Here is a 21,810-nt window from a genome sequence, read left to right as displayed (position 1 = left end):
CAAATCGCAACAGCTCGCTCCTGCAGAGGCTGTGGGTCCGGGGATCTCAGCCCGGCATGCAGGTGAAGTCCGCGGTGTGCGCCACTTCCTTGCCGTGGGAGTCCACCAGCGTCGCGCTGACTTCAGGCCCCAGGCTCGACTCGATCAGTTGGTAACGCTCTCCGGCCTTGAATTGCCGGTAATTGACCTTGCCCTGGCAATCGACCTGGTTTTCATCACCGGTGGCCCCCTCAAACAAGGTCACGTCCAGCCGGTGAGCTCCAGGGGTGACTTCAAAATAGCGACCATCATTGATGTTCTTGCCGTCTACCCGCTCGGCCATCAGGTCACTGTTGCCCTCTTCCTTAAGACCGATCCAGGCTTCACCCGGGTCTTGTTTGGGCATCGGTCCGGCACAGGCCGACAGCAACAACACCAGGCCCAGGGACGGAACCAGCAACAGCGGTTTAAGAGTCATCGCAAGTACGCCTCGTACAAAGTTGAAAAAGGGACGACAGGCTGACCCGTCGAACAGGCCTCAAGCTTGCGACTCAGCGTGTGTTGCGCCAAATGAATGAAAGTGAAGGGATTTTCAGCTCTTTCCTAAAGGATCCTTCACCTGGCTGAAAGCGGATCGTTAAGATCCGGCGGTAAGACTGCCGAGGTTTGCAATTCCACTCCTCGGAGGTTCAGGCATGCTCGGGCTGGTAAAGACCGCACTGCACAAGCCCTACACGTTTATCGTGCTGGCGATTTTCATCTGCATCATCGGGCCGCTGGCAGCTCTGCGCACGCCCACTGATGTATTTCCCGACATTGGTATTCCGGTGGTCGCCGTCGTCTGGCAATACACCGGCCTGGCTCCGGCAGATATGGCCGGCCGGGTGATTTACACCTACGAGCGCTCGCTCAGTACCACGGTCAACGACATCGAACACATCGAGTCGCAGTCTTTGCCCGGCATGGGCATCGTGAAGATTTTCTTCCAGCCCGGCGTCGATATCCGCACAGCCAATGCCCAGGTGACCGCGGTATCTCAAACCGTACTCAAACAGATGCCGCCGGGGATCACCCCGCCGCTGATTCTGAACTACAGCGCCTCCACGGTACCGATCCTGCAATTGGCGTTTTCCAGCCCCACGCTCTCGGAAGCCAAAATCCGCGATCTGGTGCAGAACAACATCCGCCTGCCCCTGAGCTCACTGCCCGGTCTGGCCATGCCGACCCCCATGGGCGGTAAACAGCGGCAGATCACCCTCGACCTCGACCCCCAGGCTCTGGCAGCCAAGGGCTTGTCGGCCCAGGACGTGGGCAATGCACTGGCGGCGCAGAACCAGATCATCCCGGTGGGCACCGCCAAGCTCGGCACCTATGAATACACGGTGTTGCTCAACAACAGCCCCAAAGCCATCGACGAACTCAATGACTTGCCGATCAAGACCGTCAATGGCGCCCTGATTACCATCGGCCAGGTGGCCCACGTGCGTGACGGTTCGCCGCCACAAACCAACATCGTGCGGGTGGACGGGCAACGGGCAGTACTGATGCCGGCCTTGAAGAACGGCAATATCTCGACCCTGTCGATTGTCGACGGCATCCGCTCTATGCTGCCGCGAATCAACGAAACCTTGCCTCCTTCACTCAAGACATCCCTGCTGGGCGATGCTTCGGTATTCGTCAAACAGTCGGTGGGCAGTGTGGCCCAGGAAGGGATCATCGCCGCCCTGCTCACCAGTGCGATGATTCTGCTGTTCCTCGGCAGCTGGCGCTCGACCCTGATCATTGCCGTGTCGATCCCGCTGGCGGTGCTCTCGGCCATTGCCCTGCTGGCCCTCAGCGGGCAAACCCTGAACGTCATGACCCTCGGGGGGCTGGCGTTGGCGGTGGGGATTCTGGTGGACGATGCCACGGTGACCATCGAGAACATCAACTGGCACCTTGAACAAGACAAGTCGGTACGTGATGCGATTCTCGATGGCGCCAGGCAGATCGTCGGCCCGGCATTCGTTTCGCTGCTGTGTATCTGCATCGTGTTTGTGCCGATGTTCATGTTGCAGGGGATTGCCGGCTACCTGTTCCGGCCGATGGCGCTGTCGGTGATTTTCGCCATGGGCTCGTCCTTCATTCTGTCGCGCACCCTGGTGCCAACCCTGGCGATGTTCCTGCTCAAACCCCATGTTGCGGAGCAAGGCCCGGGCCATCACCCCGAAGATGGCTACATCAACCATCACGAGGGCGACCGGCACACCCCACAACATTGCGCAGCGGTGCGGGCGCTGCTGAGTTTTCAGCAAGGGTTCGAACGGCGCTTCTCGGCCGTGCGCGATGGGTACTACGGCGTGCTGGAATTGGCTTTGGCCCATCGCAAAGGCTTTTTGTCCGGTTTCATGGCCTGTGTGCTGGCGTCGTTCGCGTTGCTGCCGAGTCTGGGCCAGGACTTCTTCCCGGCCACCGATGCCGGGGCACTGGCCCTGCATGTGCGCCTGCCGCTGGGTACGCGCATTGAAGAAAGCGCGGCGGCCTTCGACCGGATCGAATCGCGCATTCGTGAAATCATCCCCGCCGACCAGCTGGACACCATCATCGACAACATCGGGATTCCGTTGAGCGGCATCGACATGGCCTACAGCAGCAGCGGCACCATCGGCCCCCAGGATGGCGATATTCAAGTCACCCTCAAAGCCGACCACAGCCCGACCGCCGACTATGTGAAACGCTTGCGTGAAGCCCTGCCCGAGAGTTTCCCCGGCAGCCAGTTTGCCTTTATGCCGGCCGATATCAGCACCCAGATCCTCAACTTCGGTGCTCCGGCTGCGCTGGACGTGAAAATCTCCGGCCGCGACGACGCCGCCAATCGCACCTATGCCCTGGAGCTGCAACGGCGCCTGCAACATGTGCCGGGGATAGCCGATCTGCGGATTCAGCAATCGGTCGGCTACCCGTCCCTGCAAGTCAAGGTCGACCGGCTACGGGCCAATGGCCTGGGGATCACCGAACGTGACGTTACCAACAGCATGGTGGCCTCACTGGCGGGCAGTTCCCAGGTGGCACCGACTTTCTGGCTCAACCCTCAGAACGGCGTGTCTTACGGGGTAGTGGCCGCGACCCCGCAATACCGGCTGGACAGCCTGCCCTCGCTGGAAGCCTTGCCGGTCACCGGCAGCAGCGGCCAGTCACAAATCCTTGGCGGGCTGGCGACCATCACCCGGGGCGAGAGCCCGGCGGTGGTCACCCATTACAACATCGAGCCAACCCTGGATCTGTACGCCAACATTCAGGGCCGCGATTTGGGCTCGGTGGCCGCCGATGTGCAAAAAGTGATTGATGGCGCCTCGGACCTGCGTCCCAAAGGCGCCACCATCACCCTGCACGGCCAGATCGACGCGCTGCATGAAGCCTTCAGCGGTTTGAGCCTGGGCCTGCTGGGGGCGGTGGTGCTGATCTACCTGCTGATCGTGGTCAACTTCCAGTCGTGGCTGGACCCGTTCGTGATCATCACCGCTCTGCCCGCCGCCCTGGCCGGGATCGTCTGGATGCTGTTCCTCAGTGGCACCTCCTTGTCGGTGCCGGCCCTGACCGGGGCCATCCTGTGCATGGGGGTGGCCACTGCTAACTCGATTCTGGTGGTGAGTTTCTGCCGCGAGCGCCTGGCGGAACATGGCGACGCCCTCAAGGCTGCGCTCGAAGCGGGCTACACCCGGTTCCGGCCGGTGTGCATGACTGCCCTGGCAATGATGATCGGCATGCTGCCGCTGGCCCTCTCCGAAGAACAGAACGCCCCGCTGGGCCGCGCTGTGATTGGCGGGCTGATGCTGGCCACTGTTGCCACCTTGTTGTTCGTGCCCGTGGTGTTCAGCCTGGTGCACGGTCGTGAAAAAAATCGCTCTGCAGCTGGAGAAACCACCCATGTCGTCTGATCCAAAACCTTCGCCCAAGCGCTTGATGTACCTGGGTATCGGTGGCCTGACCCTGGCCGCGTTGCTGGTGGCCAATGGTCTGGCGGCCCGCAGCCGCCACGAGCATGAGGTTGCCAACTGGACCGAAGTCGCCGCCCTGCCAGTGGTCAGCGTGTTCCAGCCGCTGCAGAACGCCCATGGCGACACCCTGCGTTTGCCCGCGCATCTGGAAGCCTGGAGCAAGGCCTCGATCCATGCCCGGGTCAGCGGCTACCTGAAAAGCTGGCACAGCGATATTGGCAGCAAGGTCACCGCCGGACAGGTGCTGGCGGTCATTGATAGCCCCGACCTGGATCAGCAACTGGCGCAGACCCGGGCCCACATGCTGCAAGAGCAGGCCAATGCCAGACTGGCTGCCACCACCGCGTCGCGCTGGCAAAACCTGCTGGCCAGCCACTCGGTCTCACGCCAGGAGGCGGACGAGAAAACCTCCAACGCTGCCGCCGCCAGGGCCAGTGCCCAGGCCGCCGAAGCCGACTACGCGCGCCTGTCCAGCCTGGAAGCCTACAAGACCATTCGCGCGCCCTTTGCCGGGACCATCACCGCGCGCCATACCGACATCGGCCAACTGATCAAGGCCGATACCGACAGCGACACCGAGCTGTTTGACATCGCCGATACCCATCAGCTGCGCCTGTACGTGCCGGTGCCACAGAACTATGCCAGCGTGATTCGTCCGGGCATGCCGGTGCAGCTCAGCGTGCCGGAGCATCCGGGGCAGACTTTCAGCGCGAAATTGATCGGCAATTCGGCCGCCATTGATCAGCGCTCGGGCACCCTGATGGCACAGTTTGTCGCGCCAAACCCCGGCGATGTGCTGATGCCCGGGGATTACGCCGAGGCGACCCTGGCGATCCCGCCCGACACCCATGGCGTCAGCATTCCGGCCAGTGCCTTGATCTTCCGCGCCCAGGGCACCCAAGTGGCGGTGCTCGACAGCGCCCGGCATGTGCATATGCAAAACATCCATATCGGCCTGGATCTGGGTGACCGGCTGGTGATTGATCAAGGGCTCAAACCTGCCGACACCGTGATCGACAACCCGCCCGACGCCCTGCGCGAAGGTGACCCGGTGAAACTTGCCGATGCAGGAGCCACCCATGCAGCCAAAGCTTAAACGCGGCGCCCTGTTGCTGGCCCTGGCGTTGCAGGGCTGCTCGCTGGCACCGGCCTACAGGCCGCCGCAACTGGACCTGCCACAGCACTATCGCGAACAGAGCAGCGACAACCCGTGGCACAGCGCGCAACCGGCCGATCAACTGTCACCCCAGTGGTGGCGGCTGTATCACGACGAGCGCCTGAATGCACTGCAGCAGCGCCTGCTCAAGACCAACCCGGACCTGGCGGCAGCCCTGGCCCATTACCAGGGTGCCCAGGCCTATGCCAGCCAGCTGCATGCCGGGCTATTGCCGCAAATAACCGCCAGCGGGCAACCGCTGCGCCAGCGCCAGTCGGACAGTCGGCCTCTGCGCGGTTCCGACCAGCCAGCGGTATACAACAGCAATACCGCAGGCTTTGCGCTGAATTTCGATCTCGACCTGTGGGGTAAAATCCGCAACCAGGTGGCGGCGGGCGATGCCCGGGCTCAGGCCTCGGCAGATGACCTGGCCGTGGCTCGCCTGAGCTTGCAGCGCCAGCTTGCCAGCCTGTATGTGCAGCTTGACGGGCTGGATGCGCAGCAGCGCATTCTCTCCAGTTCGCTGGATGATTACAGCCAGGCCCTGCAACTGACCCGCGCCCGCTATCAGGGGCAGATTTCATCCGAGCTTGACCTGACCCGCGCCCAGAGCCAGCTGGCCGAAGCTGAGGCCCAACTGGACGATGTGCGCGGCCAGCGCAACCTCACCGAACACGCCATTGGCGAACTGCTGGGCGAACCGGCCAGCAACTTTGAATTGCCGGCCGGCAAGCAGACCCTGAGCCTGCCGGCGCAACCGGGCGCCTTGCCCAGCACCCTGTTGCAGCGCCGGCCCGATATCGCCGCGGCGGAACGGCGGATGTTTGCCGCCAATGCGCAAATCGGCGTGGCCAAAGCCGCCTGGTACCCTGACTTCAGCCTGACCGGACTACTGGGCGGGCAAACCCAGGGCAGCGGTAATTTACTGGCCGCGAGCAATCGTTTCTGGGCCTTGGGGCCGCTGGTCAACCTGCCGATTTTTGATGGCGGGCGACTGAATGCCGAGGAGCGCCAGGCCAGGTCCGAATTCGAAGAAGCCTCGGCACACTACCGCAGCCAGGTGCTGCATGCGGTGCGCGAGGTCGAAGACAACCTGGCGCAGTTGCGCGACCTGAGGCAGCAAGGTCTGGACCAACAGGCGGCGGCCAATGCCGCCGAGCACACCCGGGCGCTGGCCACCAACAGTTATGAAGCCGGAGCCGTGAGCTACCTGGATGTAGTCACGGCGCAGACCGCGGCGTTGCAGGCCCAGCGCGCGGTACAAGCCCTGCGCACCCGGCAGTTGCAGGCCAGCGTGGGATTGTTGACGGCACTGGGAGGGGGCTGGGCAGGCTGAGCCTGCGCTCGACGACGCAGTCGGCGTAACAGCCCACGGCCCTGCCCACAGACCTTGATCAGAACAACCCGGAGGTCGGGGGTGGGGTGCCTTTGAGTTGCCAGGCCCCCACCGCCGCGGCTTTCCACTGCCGGGGGTTGTGGTTGGCCACAGTGCGGGCATTGCGCCAGTGCCGGTCAAGGTTGTGCGCCCGCCCCGTGGTCGAGGCCCCGCCCACGTCGAATACCAGCTCCGCCGCCTTGAGCGCAGACTCCGCAGCTATATATTGCGCCTGCGCCACGTCCACCGCCGCCCGGTCTACCAACAGCGGATCAAGATCCCCTGCCCACGCCCGGTCTATGGCCTCAGCCGCACGCAGCACCACCGCCTCGGCCGTGAATGCCCGGGCCGAGATGTCCCCCACGCTCAGCTCCACGTAAGGGTCGTCCACCGAACGGTTGGCGCTGCTGTGCTTGATCGGCCGCGCATGCTCATTGGCAAACGCCACCGCATCATTCAAGGCATTGCGCGCAATACCCGCCTGCACCGCCGCCAGGAACAATTGCAAAAATGGCGTGACGATGGTGCGCTTGCCCTCCTCCACGGTCCGGGTGCGAATCTCTTGCGCCAGCACCTGTACGTTGTTCAGGCGGGTAGTACCGCTGGCCGTCAGGCGCTGGCCCATGGCGTCAAAATCGTCCAGCAGCTCAAGCCCCTGACGGTTACGCGGCAAGATGAACGACACCGGCTGATCGTTTTCGTCCAGCGCCACCGCGCTGACCCAGTCGGCATATAACGAACCGGTGCTGTAGTACTTGTTGCCCGTGGCCCGGTAATGCTCGCCGTCACGCACTATCCGGGCGCTGATCGAGCCGTTGGCGCCACCGACTTCCCAGCCCGCATTGCCGATCACCGCGCCCTGCAGGTAGCGCTCGAACCAGCGTTCGCGCTCGCCTTCGGCATCATCCGCCCGGGACGCCAGCAACCCTTCGACAAAGCCGAAGCCGGGACGCAATGCCTGGGCAACGTTGGAGTCCACCGCCGCGATACGGATCAATAAACCGATGACCTCTTTCACCGAGCCGCCACTGCCGCCATAGCGGACCGGGATTCTGGCGCTAAAAAAGCCGGCTTTGGCAATCTGCGCCACCGCCTCAAACGGCAGCAGCCGGTCGCGTTCGCGCAACGCCGCGCCCTGGCCGATCTCCGGCAACAGGCGGTCGGCACGGGCATTGAGTTCTGCCACCGTAGCAACGGGACGTTCGGTTACAGCAAACAGCTTACTCATGGCAATTCCTTGGGTTGATGACGCTTAAATGGCGATTTTCCAAAGCTGTGATTCATCAAACAGCCACGCGCTGTTCTCTGCTTCCAGCGGCGGCACCACCAGTTGCACCTGGGCACCGGGCAGACGCGGTACGGCCCCCAGCAGGCGACGGGTGTATTCATGCTGCGGGTTGTCAAACAGCGCCTCGACTGGAGCGCTTTCCACGACCTTGCCGTGACGCATCACCAGCACTTCGTCGCTGACATGGCGGATCACCCCCAGGTCGTGGGAGATAAACAGATACGCCAGCCCCAGGCTGGCCTGCAGGTCCGCCAGCAGGTCGAGCACCTGGGCCTGTACCGATACGTCCAGGGCCGATACCGGTTCATCGCAGATAATCACTTTCGGGTTGCTGGCAATGGCCCGGGCGATCGCCACCCGCTGGCGCTGACCACCCGACAGTTGCAACGGGCGGCGGGTGGCCAGGTCGGCCGGCAAGCGCACCTGCTCCAGCAACTGGCGGATGCGCACAGCCTGTTGCCCGGCCTCGAACCCTGCTACATCCAGGGCGTCGGCAAGGATTCGGGCAACACTCCAGCGCGGGTCGAACGAGCTGAGGGGGTCCTGATAAATGACGCTGATATCCCGTCGATGCAGGCGCCGCTGTTTTTCCGTGACCCGCTGGCTGCCCGCCGCCGTCCACGGCTGACCGAGAAACTCGACCCGTCCCGCATCCGGTTCCAGCAGGCCCAGCACCATGCGCGCGACAGTGGTCTTGCCCGAGCCGGACTCGCCGACGATGCCCAGAGTACGCCCGGCCCGCAGTTCAAAACTGACGCCATCAACCACTTGCCGCGATTGATGATCGGGGCCGACATAAGCCTTGCCCAGCCCGCTGGCCCTGAGCAGCAACGGCGAGTCAGCCGCCGGACGGGGCTGCCCGCCCACTGCCGGCTGCCCCGGCGACAGGCGCGTACCCCGCGCATGTTCGGCAGGTACCGCATCCAGCAAGGCGCGGGTGTAAGGGTGGCGCGGGTTGCGCAACACCTGCTGCATTGGCCCCTGCTCCACCGTTACGCCGTGGCGCAGCACCAGCACTTCATCCGCCAGCTGCGCCACCACCGCAAGGTCATGGCTGATGATCAGCAACGAGTCGCCCCGGGCCTTGATTTCCTGCAGCACTTCAAGGATCTGCGCCTGCACCGTGGCATCCAGTGCGGTGGTCGGTTCATCGGCGATTACCAGCCCCGGACTCAGCGCCAGCGCACTGGCAATCAGCGCCCGCTGACGCAGGCCACCGGACAGTTGATCGGGACGTTGCCGGGCACGCAACCGGGGCTGCGGCACTCCGACTTTATCCAGCAACTCGATCACCCGCTCGGCGCGGCTGCGACGATCGCCCCAGTTGTGGGCCTTGAGCACTTCAAGGATTTCCTTGCCCACTGGCCGCAAGGGGTCAAGGGACACCAGCGCATCCTGCAGCACGAAACCGATGCCCTTGCCCCGCAGTCGACGCCAGCCGCGCTCGGACAACCCCAGCAGATCCTGCCCGCCATAACTCAGAGTGCGCGCAGTCACCCGCGCACCGGCGCCCGCCAGGCCAATCAGGCTGCGGGCAGTCACGCTCTTGCCGGAACCGGACTCACCGACCAGGGCCAGGGTCTTGCCCGGGGCCAGGGTAAACGACAGGTTGTGCACCACGGTCTGGCCGTCGAATTCGATGGACAGGCCTTCAACGATCAAGTGTTTGTCACTCATGACAGGCGTCCCTCCAGACGTTGTTGCAGATAGCGGCCCGCGACCGTGGTCGAGAGCGTGGTCAGTACGATGAACAGCCCGGGGAAGAAGGTCAGCCACCAGGCATTGGCGACAAAGTCACGCCCCATCGACAGCATGGTCCCCCACTCCGGCGCGGGCGGCGGCGCGCCCAGCCCCAGAAAGCTCAGGGCCGAGGCCCAGACAATGGCCTGACCGACACCCATGGTCAGGGTCACGATCAGTGGGCGCATGGCATTGGGCAACAGCTGGCGCAGGATGATCCGCCGTGTCGGATGCCCCAGGGCCACGGCGGCTTCGATGTAGCCGGCGTTACGCACCGCCAGTACTTGACCGCGCACCATGCGCGCATAGCCCGGTGCCCCGCCCAGCCCGGTGGCGACGATCAACGGGCCGACGCCACTGCCAAAGATCGCCACGAACAGCAGCGCCAGCACCAGACTGGGGAAGGCAAACAGAATCTCCAGCAGCCAGCCGACACCGCGATCCAGATAGGCGCCGCCCAGGCCACCCAGCAAACCCAGGACAATCGCAATGCCCATGGCCAGTGCCGTGGCGGCCAGGCCGATGAACAAGGACTGGCGGGTGCCGTAGATAACCCGCGAGAAAATATCCCGCCCCGATTGATCGGTGCCGAACCAGTGCGCCCAGCCCGGCGGGTGAAAGGCATCGTGGGGAACAATCGCCAATGGATCGCTGTGGGCAAACAGTTGCGGCGCCAGCGCCGCGATGATCAGAAAGGCCAGGAAGGTTACGGCCAGCAAGGGGCCGGGACGCAGCCGGGACGCTGTGCGCTGAACCCGGACAGCGGGCAGCGTGGTTTCGAAAGTCAGTTCACTCATGCTGTTTTCCCCTGTTGCCGGGGATCGATCCACAGGTACAGCAGATCGATCACAATGTTGGCCAGCACATAGACGGCGGCCACCGCCAGACTGATGCCGATGGTCAGCGGCAAGTCCTGCGCCTGCACTGCCTGGTACAACTGGCGGCCCAGGCCCTTGCGCGAAAAGATCACTTCAATCACCACCGCGCCGCTGATCAGCGCGCCGATGGCCCAGCCAGACAATGAAATACCGGGCAACACCGCATGGCGCAGGGCGTGCTTGAAGCGCACGGCGGTGTCGCTCAGACCCCGGGTGCGGGCAGTCAGGACAAAGGGTTGTTCCAGTGTCAGTTCAAGGGATTCACGGGTGACCTGGGCGATAAAACCGGCCAGCGGAATGGCCAGTGCCACCGCCGGCAATACCAGGGTGCGCCAGCCATCGCTACCGGCCGGGGGGAACCAGCGCAGGCCGAAGGCGAACACCGCCAGCAGCAAAATACCCAGCCAGAAGTGCGGCAAGGCAGCGGCCAGGGTTTCGGCCAGCGAGGCCAGGCTGGACACCCAGCGGCCACGGCCGGCGGTGAGCACGGTCAGCGCCAGGACCAGCAGCCAGGCCAGCGCCAGAGCACTGAAGGTAAGCTGCAAGGTCGCCCAGGACTGCTCGGCGAGCACCTGCGTGACCGGTAAGTGCTGGGAGTAGGACATTCCCAGGTCGCCTTGCAACAGACGCCCCAGGTACAGCGCATATTGAACCGCCAACGGCTTGTCCAGACCAAACTCACGGGTGGCTTGAGCAATGGTCTCTGCGGTCGGGTTGCCACTGGCGCCGCCAAGAATGGCCAGCACCGGATCACCCGGCATCAGGTGCAAGGCGAAGAAGGTCAGGGTCGCGACGGCCCACAGCACCAGCACCCCGCCTGCCAGACGCCATGTTGCGCGACGGGCCAGCCGGGCCAGACGTTCGTGCCGCGCATTGGAGTATGTAATTGCGCTCATTGGTTTACCCCTCTCATTTGTTCACCCAGGCGTCATACAGGTAAGTCACCGCCAGCGAAGGCTCCAGGCGCACGCCCTGGGTGGTCTTGTAGATCCCCAGACGCGAGCTTTGCGGGTAGGTGGTCAGTTGCAGGTATTGCTGCGAAGCAATCTGCTGGGTCTGGTAGTACAGGGCTCGACGCTGCTCGGGGTCCTGGGTGGCCAGGGCTTGCTGGTTGATTGCGTCAAACTGCGGGCTGGCGAACCCTGCGGTGTTCTGGTGGTAGCCACCGACGCCTGCCGGCTGCACAAACTCCGAGCCGAACACAATGCGCAGCACGTCTGCGCTGTTGGTGTTCCAGTAGCCCACCCGGATGTCGTAGTCCCAGTCGGCCTGACGCTGGGTGGCCTGGACATCGCTCATCTGCTCCACCAGCAACTCGAACCCGGCCTTGCGTGTGGTGGCCTGGACCTGCTCCCACAGCGTCAGTTCCGAGGGTGGCGTGCGGTTGCCAATCACCACATGCACCTGCAGGCGCTTGCCGTCACGGGTGCGATAACCCTCGGCGTCGCGCCCGGTCCAGCCACTTTCATCCAGCAGCTGCGCGGCCCGGCCCTGATCGTAATCCTGGGCATGTTCGAAGTCCGGACTGTAAAAGCGCGTGGCCGAACTCAGCGCGCCACCGGCCCGGGGGAATTCATTGAAGTACACGCTTTTCAGCGCGCCCTCGACATCGGCGCTGCGCACAAAGGCTTCACGCACCTTCAGGTTATCGAAGGGTGCGCGGGTGATATTCAGCGTGCCGTTGGTGGGGTTGCCCGGACGCAGGGCGACCAGCATGGTCAGGTCCGGATTGCGCCGCGCCGCCTCATGGGACTCGGGCGGCAGCGCCTCGATCACGTCGACCTCGCCTGCCTGCAACGAGGCAAAACGCACCGATGGCTCCTGGATGAACTTCCACACAATGCGCTCCAGCCATGCCGGGCCCTGATGCCTGGCGGTGGGTGGCGCCCAGTTGTAATCCGGGTTGCGTACCAGTTCGACCTGGCTCTGACGGTCCCATTTGACGATCTTGAACGGGCCGCTGCCCACCGGGCTTTCACAGTTCTGGTCACGGGAGCGCAGCAATGCCGTAGGCGATTCAATGCCCAGAAAGCCTTGGGCCAGCACCTCCAGAAACGCGGCATAAGGTGTGGCCAGATGCACCACTGCCGTGTAGTCATCGAGCACCTCGGTGCTGCGGTACTGGCGGATATAACCACCGGCGGTACTGGACTGGGTTTTCGGATTGGCCATGTGGTCCAGGTTGGCCTTGACCGCTGCCGCGTTGAACGGCGTGCCGTCGGTGAAGTGCACGTCATTGCGCAGATGGAAGGTGTACACCAGGCCGTCGGCCGACACCTCCCAGCCCTTGGCCAGCCACGGACCTATTTGCCCCTGCTCGTCCATCGATACCAGCGAGTCGAGATACTGCTGGCCGATAAACACCTGAGGCATGTCCCCGCTGACATGGGGGTCCAGGCAAGTGGGTTCGCGGTCAGTGGCGTACACCAGCGTGCCGCCGCTGACCGGCTTGTCACTGCGCGCGACCGTGGAGGTATCCGGGCCGCAGCCGACCAGCAGACTGCACAGTGCAGCAAAACCGATGAGGGGTGTACGTTTGAGCAGCGACCTGGATCGTCTGCCTTGAGATCGCAGATGGGGTGAGCGTTCGAGCATGGGGCTTACTGCCTAAAGTCCGGGAACAGGGCTATTGCACAAGGCATGCCGGGTTTTTCGGCCAGTAAACAGGGGTAATGGGCGGGGGGATGCGGGGTAAAAACCAACACTGTGTGCGGTCACTGTTGGTGGGCCAACAGTTGCCGGACGTTAGCTGCGGCAACGGCCAGGAAAAGCCTATAATATCTCTTGTGCAGTCGCTGACGACCCACGAGGCTGCGATAAGGGCCGCAGGCCCGTCATCCATGGGGCCTGCGGCGCTGTCCATCGCAGGTGCCGTACTCCTAAGGCGCCGGGTTGGGTGTGCGCTGATGGACGGCCTCGATCTGGGCCAGGATTTCTGGATCGAGGGTCAGGTGCAGCGCGCCGAGGTTTTCGCGCAACTGGGCCAGGCTGGTCTGGCCGGTCAGTGCACTGGCCACAAAAGGTTTGTTGATGACGTAAGCCAGGGCCAGTTGCGCCGGGCTCAGGTTGTGTTGTCTGGCGATCTCAAGGTAGCCATTGACGGCCTGGTCCACCGCCGGGCCGTCATAGCGGTTGAAGGTGCGGTACACCGCTGCCAGGCGCGAGCCCTCGGGACGCGCACCGCCCAGGTATTTGCCGGTCAGCGAACCGAAGGCCAGGGGCGAATACGCCAGCAGCCCTACGCCTTCGCGATGGCTGAACTCCGAGAGCCCGCCCTCATACAGGCGGCTGAGCAAGCTGTAGGGGTTTTGCACGCTGACAATGCGCGGCAAGCCCAGACGCTCGCTCTGCTTGATGAACTCGGCCACACCCCAGGGGGTTTCATTGGACACGCCAATGTGGCGGATCTTGCCGGCCTTGACCTGCTCGGCCAGCACCGACAGGGTTTCTTCAATGGCCACGCTCTGGTTGTCTTCGGCATAGGGGTATTCACGCTGGCCGAAAAAATTGGTCGCCCGGTCCGGCCAGTGCAGTTGATAGAGGTCCAGATAGTCGGTGTTCAGACGCTTGAGACTGCCGTCCAGCGCTTCGACAATATTGCGCCGGTCGTGCCGGGTCAGGCCGTCACGAATGTGCAACTGCCCGCCGGGTTCACGGGCCGGGCCGGCAATTTTACTCGCCAGGACCACATCGCCGCGACGGCCGCTGCGGGCCAGCCAGCTGCCGATGTAGCGTTCAGTGGTGCGCCAGGTATCGGCATGGGTCGGGGTGGGATACATCTCGGCGGTGTCGATCAGATTGACGCCTTCAGCCAGCGCCAGCTCGATCTGCTGGTGGGCATCGCTTTCGCTGTTTTGATGGCCCCAGGTCATGGTCCCAAGCCCGATGACGCTGACCTTGATGTCACTTCTGCCCAGTTGGCGATAACGCATGGGTAATCCTTTGATTGAGGTTTAAAACGCAGGCGGATCCTTGCAGCTAGCATGCCACGTAGCACAAGCCCGTGTCCCCGGGCCCAATGAACGCCCAGGATGGTTGAAGGCCGGACAGATAGCTTTTTAAACATCAACAGCTCGCGAGCAAGCTCGCTCCTACGGAGGAGCGGCGGGATATTCAGGACAACCGCTACCACCCTGTGGGAGCTGGCTTGCCAGCGATGGCGGTGGGTCAGTCAATGCATCCGGCAATGACATTGCGCCATCGCGAGGCAAGCTCGCTCCTACGGTGGGATGGGTGGGATGCAACCGCTACCACACTGTGGGAGCTGGCTTGCCAGCGATGGCGGGGAGTCAGTCAATGCATCCGGCAATGACATTGCTCTATCGCGAGGCAAGCTCGCTCCTACGGTGGGGTGGGTGGGATGCAACCGCTACCACCCTGTGGGAGCTGGCTTGCCAGCGATGGCGGTGAGTCAGTCAATGCATCCGGCAATGACATCGCGCCATCGCGAGGCAAGCTCGCTCCTACAGTGGAGCGGGCGGGATATTCAGGACAACCGCTACCACCCTGTGGGAGCTGGCTTGCCAGCGATGGCGGGGAGTCAGTCAATGCATCCGGCAATGACATTGCGCCATCGCGAGGCAAGCTCGCTCCTACGGTGGAGCGGGTGGGATGCAACCGCTACCACCCTGTGGGAGCTGGCTTGCCAGCGATGGCGGTGAGTCGGTCTATGCATCCGGCAATGACATTGCGCCATCGCGAGGCAAGCTCGCTCCTAAGGTGGAGCGGGTGGGATGCAACCGCTACCACCCTGTGGGAGCTGGCTTGCCAGCGATGGCGGTGAGTCGGTCTATGCATCCGGCGCTGACATTGCTCTATTGCGAGGCCAGCTCGCTCCTACGGTGGGTAACCCGCCAGCATTGAAGCCACCCCGACCATACAGGCCAGCAACGAAACGCCTGTCACCGTGCCAACCGCCAGCACCCCGGGGGCTGTCACCGGGGTGCCATTGAGCAGCTGACGATGGCGCCACGCGCCATACACCAGAACCCCGCCCGCAGCGATCAATAGCGCCAATGCCAACCCGGTAATCGCCGTCTGCTGGCTGCCCCACCCCGAACGCAGCGCCAGCAAGCCGTTGGCCAGCACCGCCAGTCCGGTACGGTTCCAGGCCAGTGCCGTGCGCTCGGCCTGCAGTCCGGGATCACGGGGGCTGTGCATCACCAGATCCGTGCCGCCAGCAACCACACAATGATCGCAGTGATGCCCAACGTCACCAGCACAATCACCGGAATGGCCAAGGTAGCAGGCAAGCTCCTGGCGTGGCGCATTGCAATTTCATTGGCCCGCCAGCGCACATACGCCAGGGTAGAGAGCAGCGCCGCCAACCCCCCGAAGGCAATTGCCAGGCCCGCCACCACCGCGGGCGGGCCCAGGGTGGTGGCGAACTGTTCAAGCATCACGCCACCGGCCAACAAGCCGAGCGCCGTGCGAATCCAGGCCAGAAAAGTCCGTTCATTGGCCAGCGAGAAACGGTAGTCCGGGTCCTTTCCTTGTTGCCGCCACAGGGGTATACGCATTGGCCTGCTCCTGGTTGCTCAGTGCTTGCGCGCCGGGATCGCAATCAGCATCACGATTGCACCGATCAAGGTAATGGCGCCCAGAATCGCCAGTCCGGCATAGATGCTCCCGGTACTCGATTTCATCCAGCCCACCAGGGTCGGGCTGACGAACGCGCCGATCCCGCCCAGGCTGGTAATCAGGGCGATGCCGCTGGCCTTGGTATCACGGGTCAGAAAGGTTTGCGGAATGGTCCAGAACACCACGAACCCGCCGTATGAAGCGGCCGCGGCAATGGACAACAGCGTGATGGCCACCGGGATGCTGTGGGCAAACAGGGGCAGGAGCGCAAAGCACAGGGCGATCACCGCACCACAGCCAACCAGGTGCCAGCGGCGCTCCATTTTCCTGTCAGAGCTGTGGCCGACCACATAGGTGCCAATCGCACCGGCGATGAACACGGCGCTGGAGAGCAGGCCGACATCCAGCAAGTCTTTGACCCCCACATCCCTGATGATGGTGGGCGCCCAGAAACCAATGGCGTTGAACGACACCAGCACGCAGAAATAGCCGACCATCCCGAGATAAACCTTGGGGTTGTGCAGCGCCTCGCGCAGACCATGGCCCTTGCCTCTGGCTTCGCCCTGCTCTTCGCTGGCCAGATCAGCCAGGACTATGGCCTTTTCACGTTCGCTGAGCCACTTGGCCTCGCCGGGCCGGTCGCTCAGAAAATAGAACGCCACGACCCCCAGCAGCACTGCTGGCAGCCCCTCCAGCAGGAACAGCCATTGCCATCCGTGCAAACCATGGACATCGGCCATGTGCACCATGATCCAGGTCGACAACGGTCCGCCAATGATCCCGGCGGTGGCTGCACCCATCATGAAGAAACCGGTGACACGGCCCCGGCGTGCGGCCGGAAACCAATAGGTCAAGTACAGGATCACCCCCGGGAAGAAGCCCGCCTCGGCGGCCCCGAGAAAAAAGCGCATCACATAGAATTGCAGCGGCGTGTTGACGAACATCATGGCGCTGGAAATCAGGCCCCACAGGATCATGATTCGCAACAGGGTGCGGCGCGCGCCGATGCGCTGCATCCAGATATTGCTCGGCACTTCGAACAGTACATAGCCAATGAAGAACAACCCCGCGCCCAAACCATAGGCAGCCTCGGAAAACCCGAGGTCGTTCATGAACTGCAGCTTGGCGAAGCTGATATTGGCGCGATCCAGATAAGAAACGATGTAGCAAATAATCAGGAACGGCATGAGCCGCAGCGTGAGCTTGCGGTAGGTCCGTTCAACTTCATCGGACGAATAACTGTCTACAAAAGCCGGGGACTGTTGAGCAATATTCATGTGACCCTCGATGACTCTGCAAAATTGAAGTCGATACAAAGGAGCGGCCCGAACTGGCGACCGCCAGAATGACCGGGGCGCCGCGTCAGGCACTGACCAGGCCGGCCACACTTGCCTGCAGGCAGGCGGGCGGCACCGTGCAGTCAGGGGCCAACGGCTTTGCCAGTGCATCCCCGGCTTTCACCCCGTCCCCCGCCTGCATCACAAACAGCGGGTTGATATCCAGTTCCTGCAGTTGCTCTTGCAGATCGATGGCCATCGCCGACAACCGCATCAGGGTGTCGGTCAGGGCGTCCAGATCGGCCCTGGGCCGACCACGGGCACCGTCCAGGATCGCAAACAGCCGCAATTCGCGCACCATCGCCCTGGCCTCGGAACGGGTGATCGGTGCCAGGCGAAAACTGACGTCCTGCATCACCTCGGCGAAGATCCCGCCAAAGCCCACCATCACCGCCGGGCCGAACAAAGGGTCATTGTTGATACCGAGAATCAACTCGGCGCCGCCACTGACCATTTCCTGCACCAGCACACCATCGGGCACGCAGGTGGGGGCATAGGCGCGGGCGTTGTTGATGATCTCATCGAAGGCTGCGACCACGGCGCCATCCTGTACACCGATGCGCACACCACCGGCTTCGGTTTTGTGCGGGATGGCCGGGGATTGAATTTTCATCACCACCGGCCCGTCCATTGCCCCGGCGATGTCGCTCGCCTCTCTGGCGCTGGTGGCCAGTGCTTCGCGGGTGACACCGATGCCATAGGTTTGCAGCAGTTTTTTCGCTTCAAACTCGGTCAGATCAGTGGCGCGACCAGCCAGTGCAAGCCGGGCCCGGGGGCTGGTCAGCTGCAATGGCTGCTCGCTCTGCACTTGCGCCAGTTCGATCCGCGCCCGGGCGAACGCCCACAACGCACTGGCACCGCGGGCACAACGTACCGGCGACTGATAACGCGGGATGCCTGCCGTATCGAGAATGTCATAGGCCTGCTGCACCGTGGCCGGGTCGGCGTTCCAGGCAACCATCACCGGTATCTCGCGTTCAGTGCAGATGCGCACTATTTCGTTGGCCAGCTCCACCGCCTGAGAACCACTGGCAGCCGCCAGGGCCAGGCCGATCATGTCGACGTTCGGGTCACTGGCCAGTTGCTCCAGGGTCACCCGCAACAGGCTCGGGTCGGTGAGCAGGCTGGCGGTCACATCCAGCGGGTTGGCAACCGCGGCAAAAGCAGGCAGAACCTGTTTCAGCGCGCTCACACTGGCAGGTGCCAGCGCCGGCAACTGCAGGCCGCCATTGCTGGCGCCGTCGGCCATGGCGATCCCGGCGCCGCCGGAGATGGTGACGATGGCCAGGCGGTTGCCCTTGGGCAAGCGCCCCGGTAGCAGCGCCTTGGCACAGTCGGCCAGATCGCCTACGTCATTGACCTCGATGATCCCGCTTTGACGAAACGCGGCCCGATACAGCGCCATCGAGCCGCCCAGATTGGCCGTGTGCGAAGCCGCTGCCAGGGCCCCGGCAGGCGAAGTGCCGACCTTCCAGATCAGCATCGGCTTGCCTGCCGCCAGCGCGCGACGGCCAATGCCGAGCAGACGCCGGGCGTCCTGGAAGCCTTCCACATAACCGGCAATCACATGGGTCTGCGGGTCGTCGATCATGGCGTCCATAAAGTCCAGCGAGGTGGTCACCGACTCGTTGCCCGTGGACACGTAATGCCTGAAGCCGATGCCTTCCTGGCTGGCCAGCATCACGATCGAATTGCCGAACGCGCCGCTCTGGGAGGTCAGGCTCAGATGCCCCTTGGGATAGGTCAGGCCGTATGGCGCACCGAACCCCACATGCATGCCCGCGCTGATATTCATGTAGCCCTGGCAGTTAGGGCCGATCACTTGCATGCCGAACGAACGGGCGATTGCAGTGATGTTGCGTTGAGCCTGGGCGCCCTCCTCACCGGCCTCGGCGAAGCCCGACGAAAGAATGACCGCAAACCGGCAGCCTTTTTTGCCCAGTTCGGCCAGGGCATCCGGAACCCGTTTGGCCCCGACCGCAATCACGGCAACATCGGGCACCAGGGGTAACGCGGCCACATCGGGGTAGCAGGTGTAACCGGCCACCTCTGCATAACGCGGGTTGACCGGCAGGATTCGCCCGGCAAAGCCCTTGGCCTTGAGGTGGGCGATGGGCTGGCCGCTGATCGAGGCCAGGTCTTGGGAAGCCCCGATCACGGCAATGGTGCGCGGGTTGAAGAAGGTATCGAACATATTCATAACGACTTCCTGCAACGGAGGAGATGGGCCGGCCTTAGCGATGGGCCGCCAGTACCTGTTTGGCGATGTTGAGCTGATGGATCTGGCTGGTGCCTTCGTAGAGGCGGAACAGCCGCACATCCCGATACCAGCGCTCGATGGCGGCATGGTCGGCGATGTAACCGGCACCGCCGAACATCTGCACACAGCGATCAGCCACCCGCCCGCACATCTCGGTCGCGAAGTACTTGCACATCGACGCTTCGAGCACCACGTCCTCGCCCCGGTCGCGTTTGCGCGCGGTTTCCACAATCATCGAGCGGGCGGCGTAGATCTCGGTCTGGCAGTCGGCAATCATGGCCTGTACCAACTGGTGACTGGCCACCGGCTGGCCGAACTGCACACGCCGGGAGGTGTGTTCAATGGCCATTTCCAGCATGCGCATCGCCGGCCCGGTGGACAGGGCCGCCAGGTGGATGCGTTGCTTGTTCAGGGTTTTCATCACGGTCTTGAAACCGCAGCCTTCGACACCGCCGATGAGATTGGCGGCAGGCACCCGGCACTGATTGAAGAACACCGCGCCCACGGGTGAGCCGGCCTGCCCCATCTTGCGATAGGCCGGCCCCGTGGACAGGCCGGGCATGCCGCGTTCGACAATAAACGCCGATACGCCTTTGGCCCCGGTGGTGCCCGGCTGGGTGCGGGCAGTGACGGTAAAGACGTCGGCGATGGGGCCGTTGGTGATGTAGCACTTCTCGCCATCGAGAATGTAGTCATCGCCATCGCGTCGGGCGCTGGTCTGCACATTGGTGGCTTCCGAGCCGGCGTCCGGCTCGGTGACGGCCAGGCAGCCGGTCCACTCGCCAGTGGCCATGCGCGGCAGATAGCGCTGCTTCTGCTCCTCGGTGCCGTCAACCACTATGCCCTCGGAGCCGATACCGGTGTTGGTGCCTACCCGCGCCCGGATGGCCACCGCAGATTGCGACAGCTCGAATGCAGCCAACACCAGCTCTTCGGTGCTCAGGCCGGCGCCGCCATAGTTTTCGGGGATACTCCACCCGAAGAATCCGCCCTCGCGCAGGGCCTGGACCAGATCGGCAGGTACCTCATCGAGGCGCTCGATCTCGGTTTCTCTGGGGATTGCCCGCTCAGTGACGAAACGGCGCGTCTCATGCAAAAAAATGTCGAACGTCTGATGATCTCTGATCATGGTAGGTCCCGCCTGTTTTTATAGTTGTTGGCGAACATATGGCATCCACCCCGGACCATAAGCAAACAGTGTTCGGCTGTGCAGAACACTGTTTGAATAGTTGGAACACAACGCGCATTGTTCAACCATTGATCATGATCCGGAGACTGCTTGTGGAGATAAATGACAAGCGCAGGCGCCTGCCTATGACGGCGCTGCATCAGCGCGATTCAGGCGCCCATGCCGCCCCGGGGGATTGGCATTCCCCGGCCAGGCATTACGTGGCGGATGAGTTCGCGGATGACCGGCAATTTGCCGCGACCCTGGCCCGCGGCCTGGAGATCCTGCATTGCTTTACCCCGCGGGACACGCAACTGGGCAATGCCGAACTGGCGTCACGCACCGGTATGGCGAAAGCGACAATCTCGCGTTTCACCTACACCCTGGTGCGCCTGGGCTATTTGCGGATCAATCGTCTGAACAATAAATACCAGTTGGGTTCGGCTGTTTTATCCCTGGGCTATCCGTTGCTCGCCAGCCTCAACATCCGGCAAATCGCCCGGCCTTTCATGAAAGAGATGGCCGATCATATTCGCGGTTCGGTTTCCCTTGGCATGCGTGACCGGCTCAGCGTGGTGTATCTGGAGAGCAGCCGCAGTGCGGCGCCCATGAGCCATCCACCGGATGTTGGCTTGAGCTATCCGATTGTGCGCACGGCCATGGGGCGGGCATTGATTGCTGCCTCTTCACGGGAAGAGCGCACGGCATTGCTCAACGAAATCAAAGTCAAAACCCCTGACGACTGGAAGATGTTCCAGACCCGCATCGAAGAGAGTGTGCAGGAATATAACCAGCGCGGATTTTGCGTGTCCTATGGTGATCTGCGGCGTGAGATCCATGCGGTTGCGGTGCCGATGCGGCCCATGCCGGATGGCGAAATCCTGGTATTCAACTGCGGGGTTTCGGCCTTTATGTTGAATGAGGGGCAACTTAAAAACGATATCGGGCCAAGGCTGGTATCGATGGTGCGCAGCATCGAGGGCATGCTGGGGATTTACTGATCGGGGCTTGAGGTCGCGGACCAGGCACGGGGCGGCGATGGACTGCGCAGCAGGCCCCGCAACTGAGGGCC

The 21,810-nt window shown here is 63.1% G+C and carries 15 protein-coding genes and 2 pseudogenes; 4 read left to right on the top strand and 13 right to left on the bottom strand.

Translation table 11 applies throughout. From position 1 onward, the window contains the following. Positions 1–46 precede the first annotated feature (46 nt). Positions 47–457 (bottom strand): PA0061/PA0062 family lipoprotein, encoded by a 411-nt coding sequence (locus JQ848_RS08760; protein WP_003447536.1) that lies wholly within the window; start codon positions 455–457, stop codon positions 47–49. A 217-nt stretch (positions 458–674) separates the two neighbouring features. Between JQ848_RS08760 and JQ848_RS08755 the strand changes: the two genes are divergently transcribed. The 3 genes from JQ848_RS08755 to JQ848_RS08745 are packed head-to-tail and all read left to right on the top strand — an operon-like array spanning position 675 to position 6,448. Then, positions 675–3,896, top strand: a complete 3,222-nt coding sequence (locus JQ848_RS08755) for an efflux RND transporter permease subunit (protein ID WP_202210490.1) — start codon at positions 675–677, stop codon at positions 3,894–3,896. Next, the gene (locus tag JQ848_RS08750; RefSeq protein ID WP_202210489.1) at positions 3,886–5,052 is read left to right on the top strand and encodes an efflux RND transporter periplasmic adaptor subunit; all 1,167 of its coding nucleotides are present in this window, start codon (positions 3,886–3,888) and stop codon (positions 5,050–5,052) included. The genes JQ848_RS08755 and JQ848_RS08750 overlap by 11 nt, the downstream gene beginning before the upstream one ends. Then, entirely contained in the window at positions 5,036–6,448 is a 1,413-nt protein-coding gene (locus tag JQ848_RS08745) for an efflux transporter outer membrane subunit (protein WP_202210488.1), read from the top strand. The genes JQ848_RS08750 and JQ848_RS08745 overlap by 17 nt, the downstream gene beginning before the upstream one ends. A 58-nt stretch (positions 6,449–6,506) precedes the next feature. Here the strand turns inward: JQ848_RS08745 and JQ848_RS08740 are convergent, their stop codons facing one another. The 12 genes and pseudogenes from JQ848_RS08740 to JQ848_RS08690 form a co-directional block, all read right to left on the bottom strand. Next, positions 6,507–7,715, bottom strand: a complete 1,209-nt coding sequence (locus JQ848_RS08740) for an acyl-CoA dehydrogenase family protein (protein ID WP_202210487.1) — start codon at positions 7,713–7,715, stop codon at positions 6,507–6,509. Positions 7,716–7,739: 24 nt separating this feature from the next. Then, positions 7,740–9,452 carry a dipeptide ABC transporter ATP-binding protein gene (locus tag JQ848_RS08735; RefSeq protein WP_127196731.1) on the bottom strand — a complete coding sequence of 571 codons (1,713 nt, stop codon included), beginning with the start codon at positions 9,450–9,452 and terminating at the stop codon, positions 7,740–7,742. Continuing rightward, positions 9,449–10,312 (bottom strand): ABC transporter permease, encoded by an 864-nt coding sequence (locus tag JQ848_RS08730; RefSeq protein ID WP_003447523.1) that lies wholly within the window; start codon positions 10,310–10,312, stop codon positions 9,449–9,451. Before JQ848_RS08730 ends, JQ848_RS08735 begins: the two co-directional genes overlap by 4 nt. Beyond that, positions 10,309–10,875, bottom strand: a pseudogene (locus tag JQ848_RS22960) (ABC transporter permease); the annotation flags it as partial. The gene JQ848_RS08730 and the pseudogene JQ848_RS22960, both read right to left, overlap by 4 nt. Positions 10,876–11,016: 141 nt before the next feature. After that, positions 11,017–11,289: pseudogene (locus tag JQ848_RS22955) on the bottom strand (ABC transporter permease); the annotation flags it as partial. 13 nt (positions 11,290–11,302) lie between these two features. Beyond that, positions 11,303–12,988: an ABC transporter substrate-binding protein gene (locus JQ848_RS08720; protein ID WP_127196733.1), complete on the bottom strand. Its 1,686-nt coding sequence runs from the start codon at positions 12,986–12,988 to the stop codon at positions 11,303–11,305. A gap of 284 nt (positions 12,989–13,272) precedes the next feature. After that, the gene (locus JQ848_RS08715; RefSeq protein WP_161718512.1) at positions 13,273–14,325 is read right to left on the bottom strand and encodes an NADP(H)-dependent aldo-keto reductase; all 1,053 of its coding nucleotides are present in this window, start codon (positions 14,323–14,325) and stop codon (positions 13,273–13,275) included. A gap of 904 nt (positions 14,326–15,229) precedes the next feature. Beyond that, positions 15,230–15,553: a DUF202 domain-containing protein gene (locus JQ848_RS08710; RefSeq protein ID WP_202210486.1), complete on the bottom strand. Its 324-nt coding sequence runs from the start codon at positions 15,551–15,553 to the stop codon at positions 15,230–15,232. Further along, positions 15,553–15,912 carry a YidH family protein gene (locus JQ848_RS08705; RefSeq protein ID WP_127196735.1) on the bottom strand — a complete coding sequence of 120 codons (360 nt, stop codon included), beginning with the start codon at positions 15,910–15,912 and terminating at the stop codon, positions 15,553–15,555. The genes JQ848_RS08710 and JQ848_RS08705 overlap by 1 nt, the downstream gene beginning before the upstream one ends. Before the next feature lie 18 nt (positions 15,913–15,930). After that, positions 15,931–17,250, bottom strand: a complete 1,320-nt coding sequence (locus tag JQ848_RS08700) for an MFS transporter (protein ID WP_127196736.1) — start codon at positions 17,248–17,250, stop codon at positions 15,931–15,933. 85 nt (positions 17,251–17,335) lie between these two features. Beyond that, on the bottom strand, positions 17,336–19,510 hold the full coding sequence (locus tag JQ848_RS08695; protein WP_202210485.1) for an acetate--CoA ligase family protein: 2,175 nt from the start codon (positions 19,508–19,510) through the stop codon (positions 17,336–17,338). A 34-nt stretch (positions 19,511–19,544) separates the two neighbouring features. Continuing rightward, the gene (locus tag JQ848_RS08690) at positions 19,545–20,699 is read right to left on the bottom strand and encodes an acyl-CoA dehydrogenase family protein (protein WP_202210484.1); all 1,155 of its coding nucleotides are present in this window, start codon (positions 20,697–20,699) and stop codon (positions 19,545–19,547) included. Between the two features lie 185 nt (positions 20,700–20,884). Here JQ848_RS08690 and JQ848_RS08685 point away from each other — a divergent pair, with 185 nt between their 5' ends. Beyond that, positions 20,885–21,739 carry an IclR family transcriptional regulator gene (locus tag JQ848_RS08685; RefSeq protein WP_235972438.1) on the top strand — a complete coding sequence of 285 codons (855 nt, stop codon included), beginning with the start codon at positions 20,885–20,887 and terminating at the stop codon, positions 21,737–21,739. The last annotated feature ends 71 nt before the right edge of the window (positions 21,740–21,810 follow it).

The organism is Pseudomonas paraversuta, assembly GCF_904067025.1.
Classification (GTDB): Bacteria; Pseudomonadota; Gammaproteobacteria; order Pseudomonadales; family Pseudomonadaceae; genus Aquipseudomonas; species Aquipseudomonas paraversuta.
This window is presented reverse-complemented; position numbering and strand designations above follow the sequence as displayed.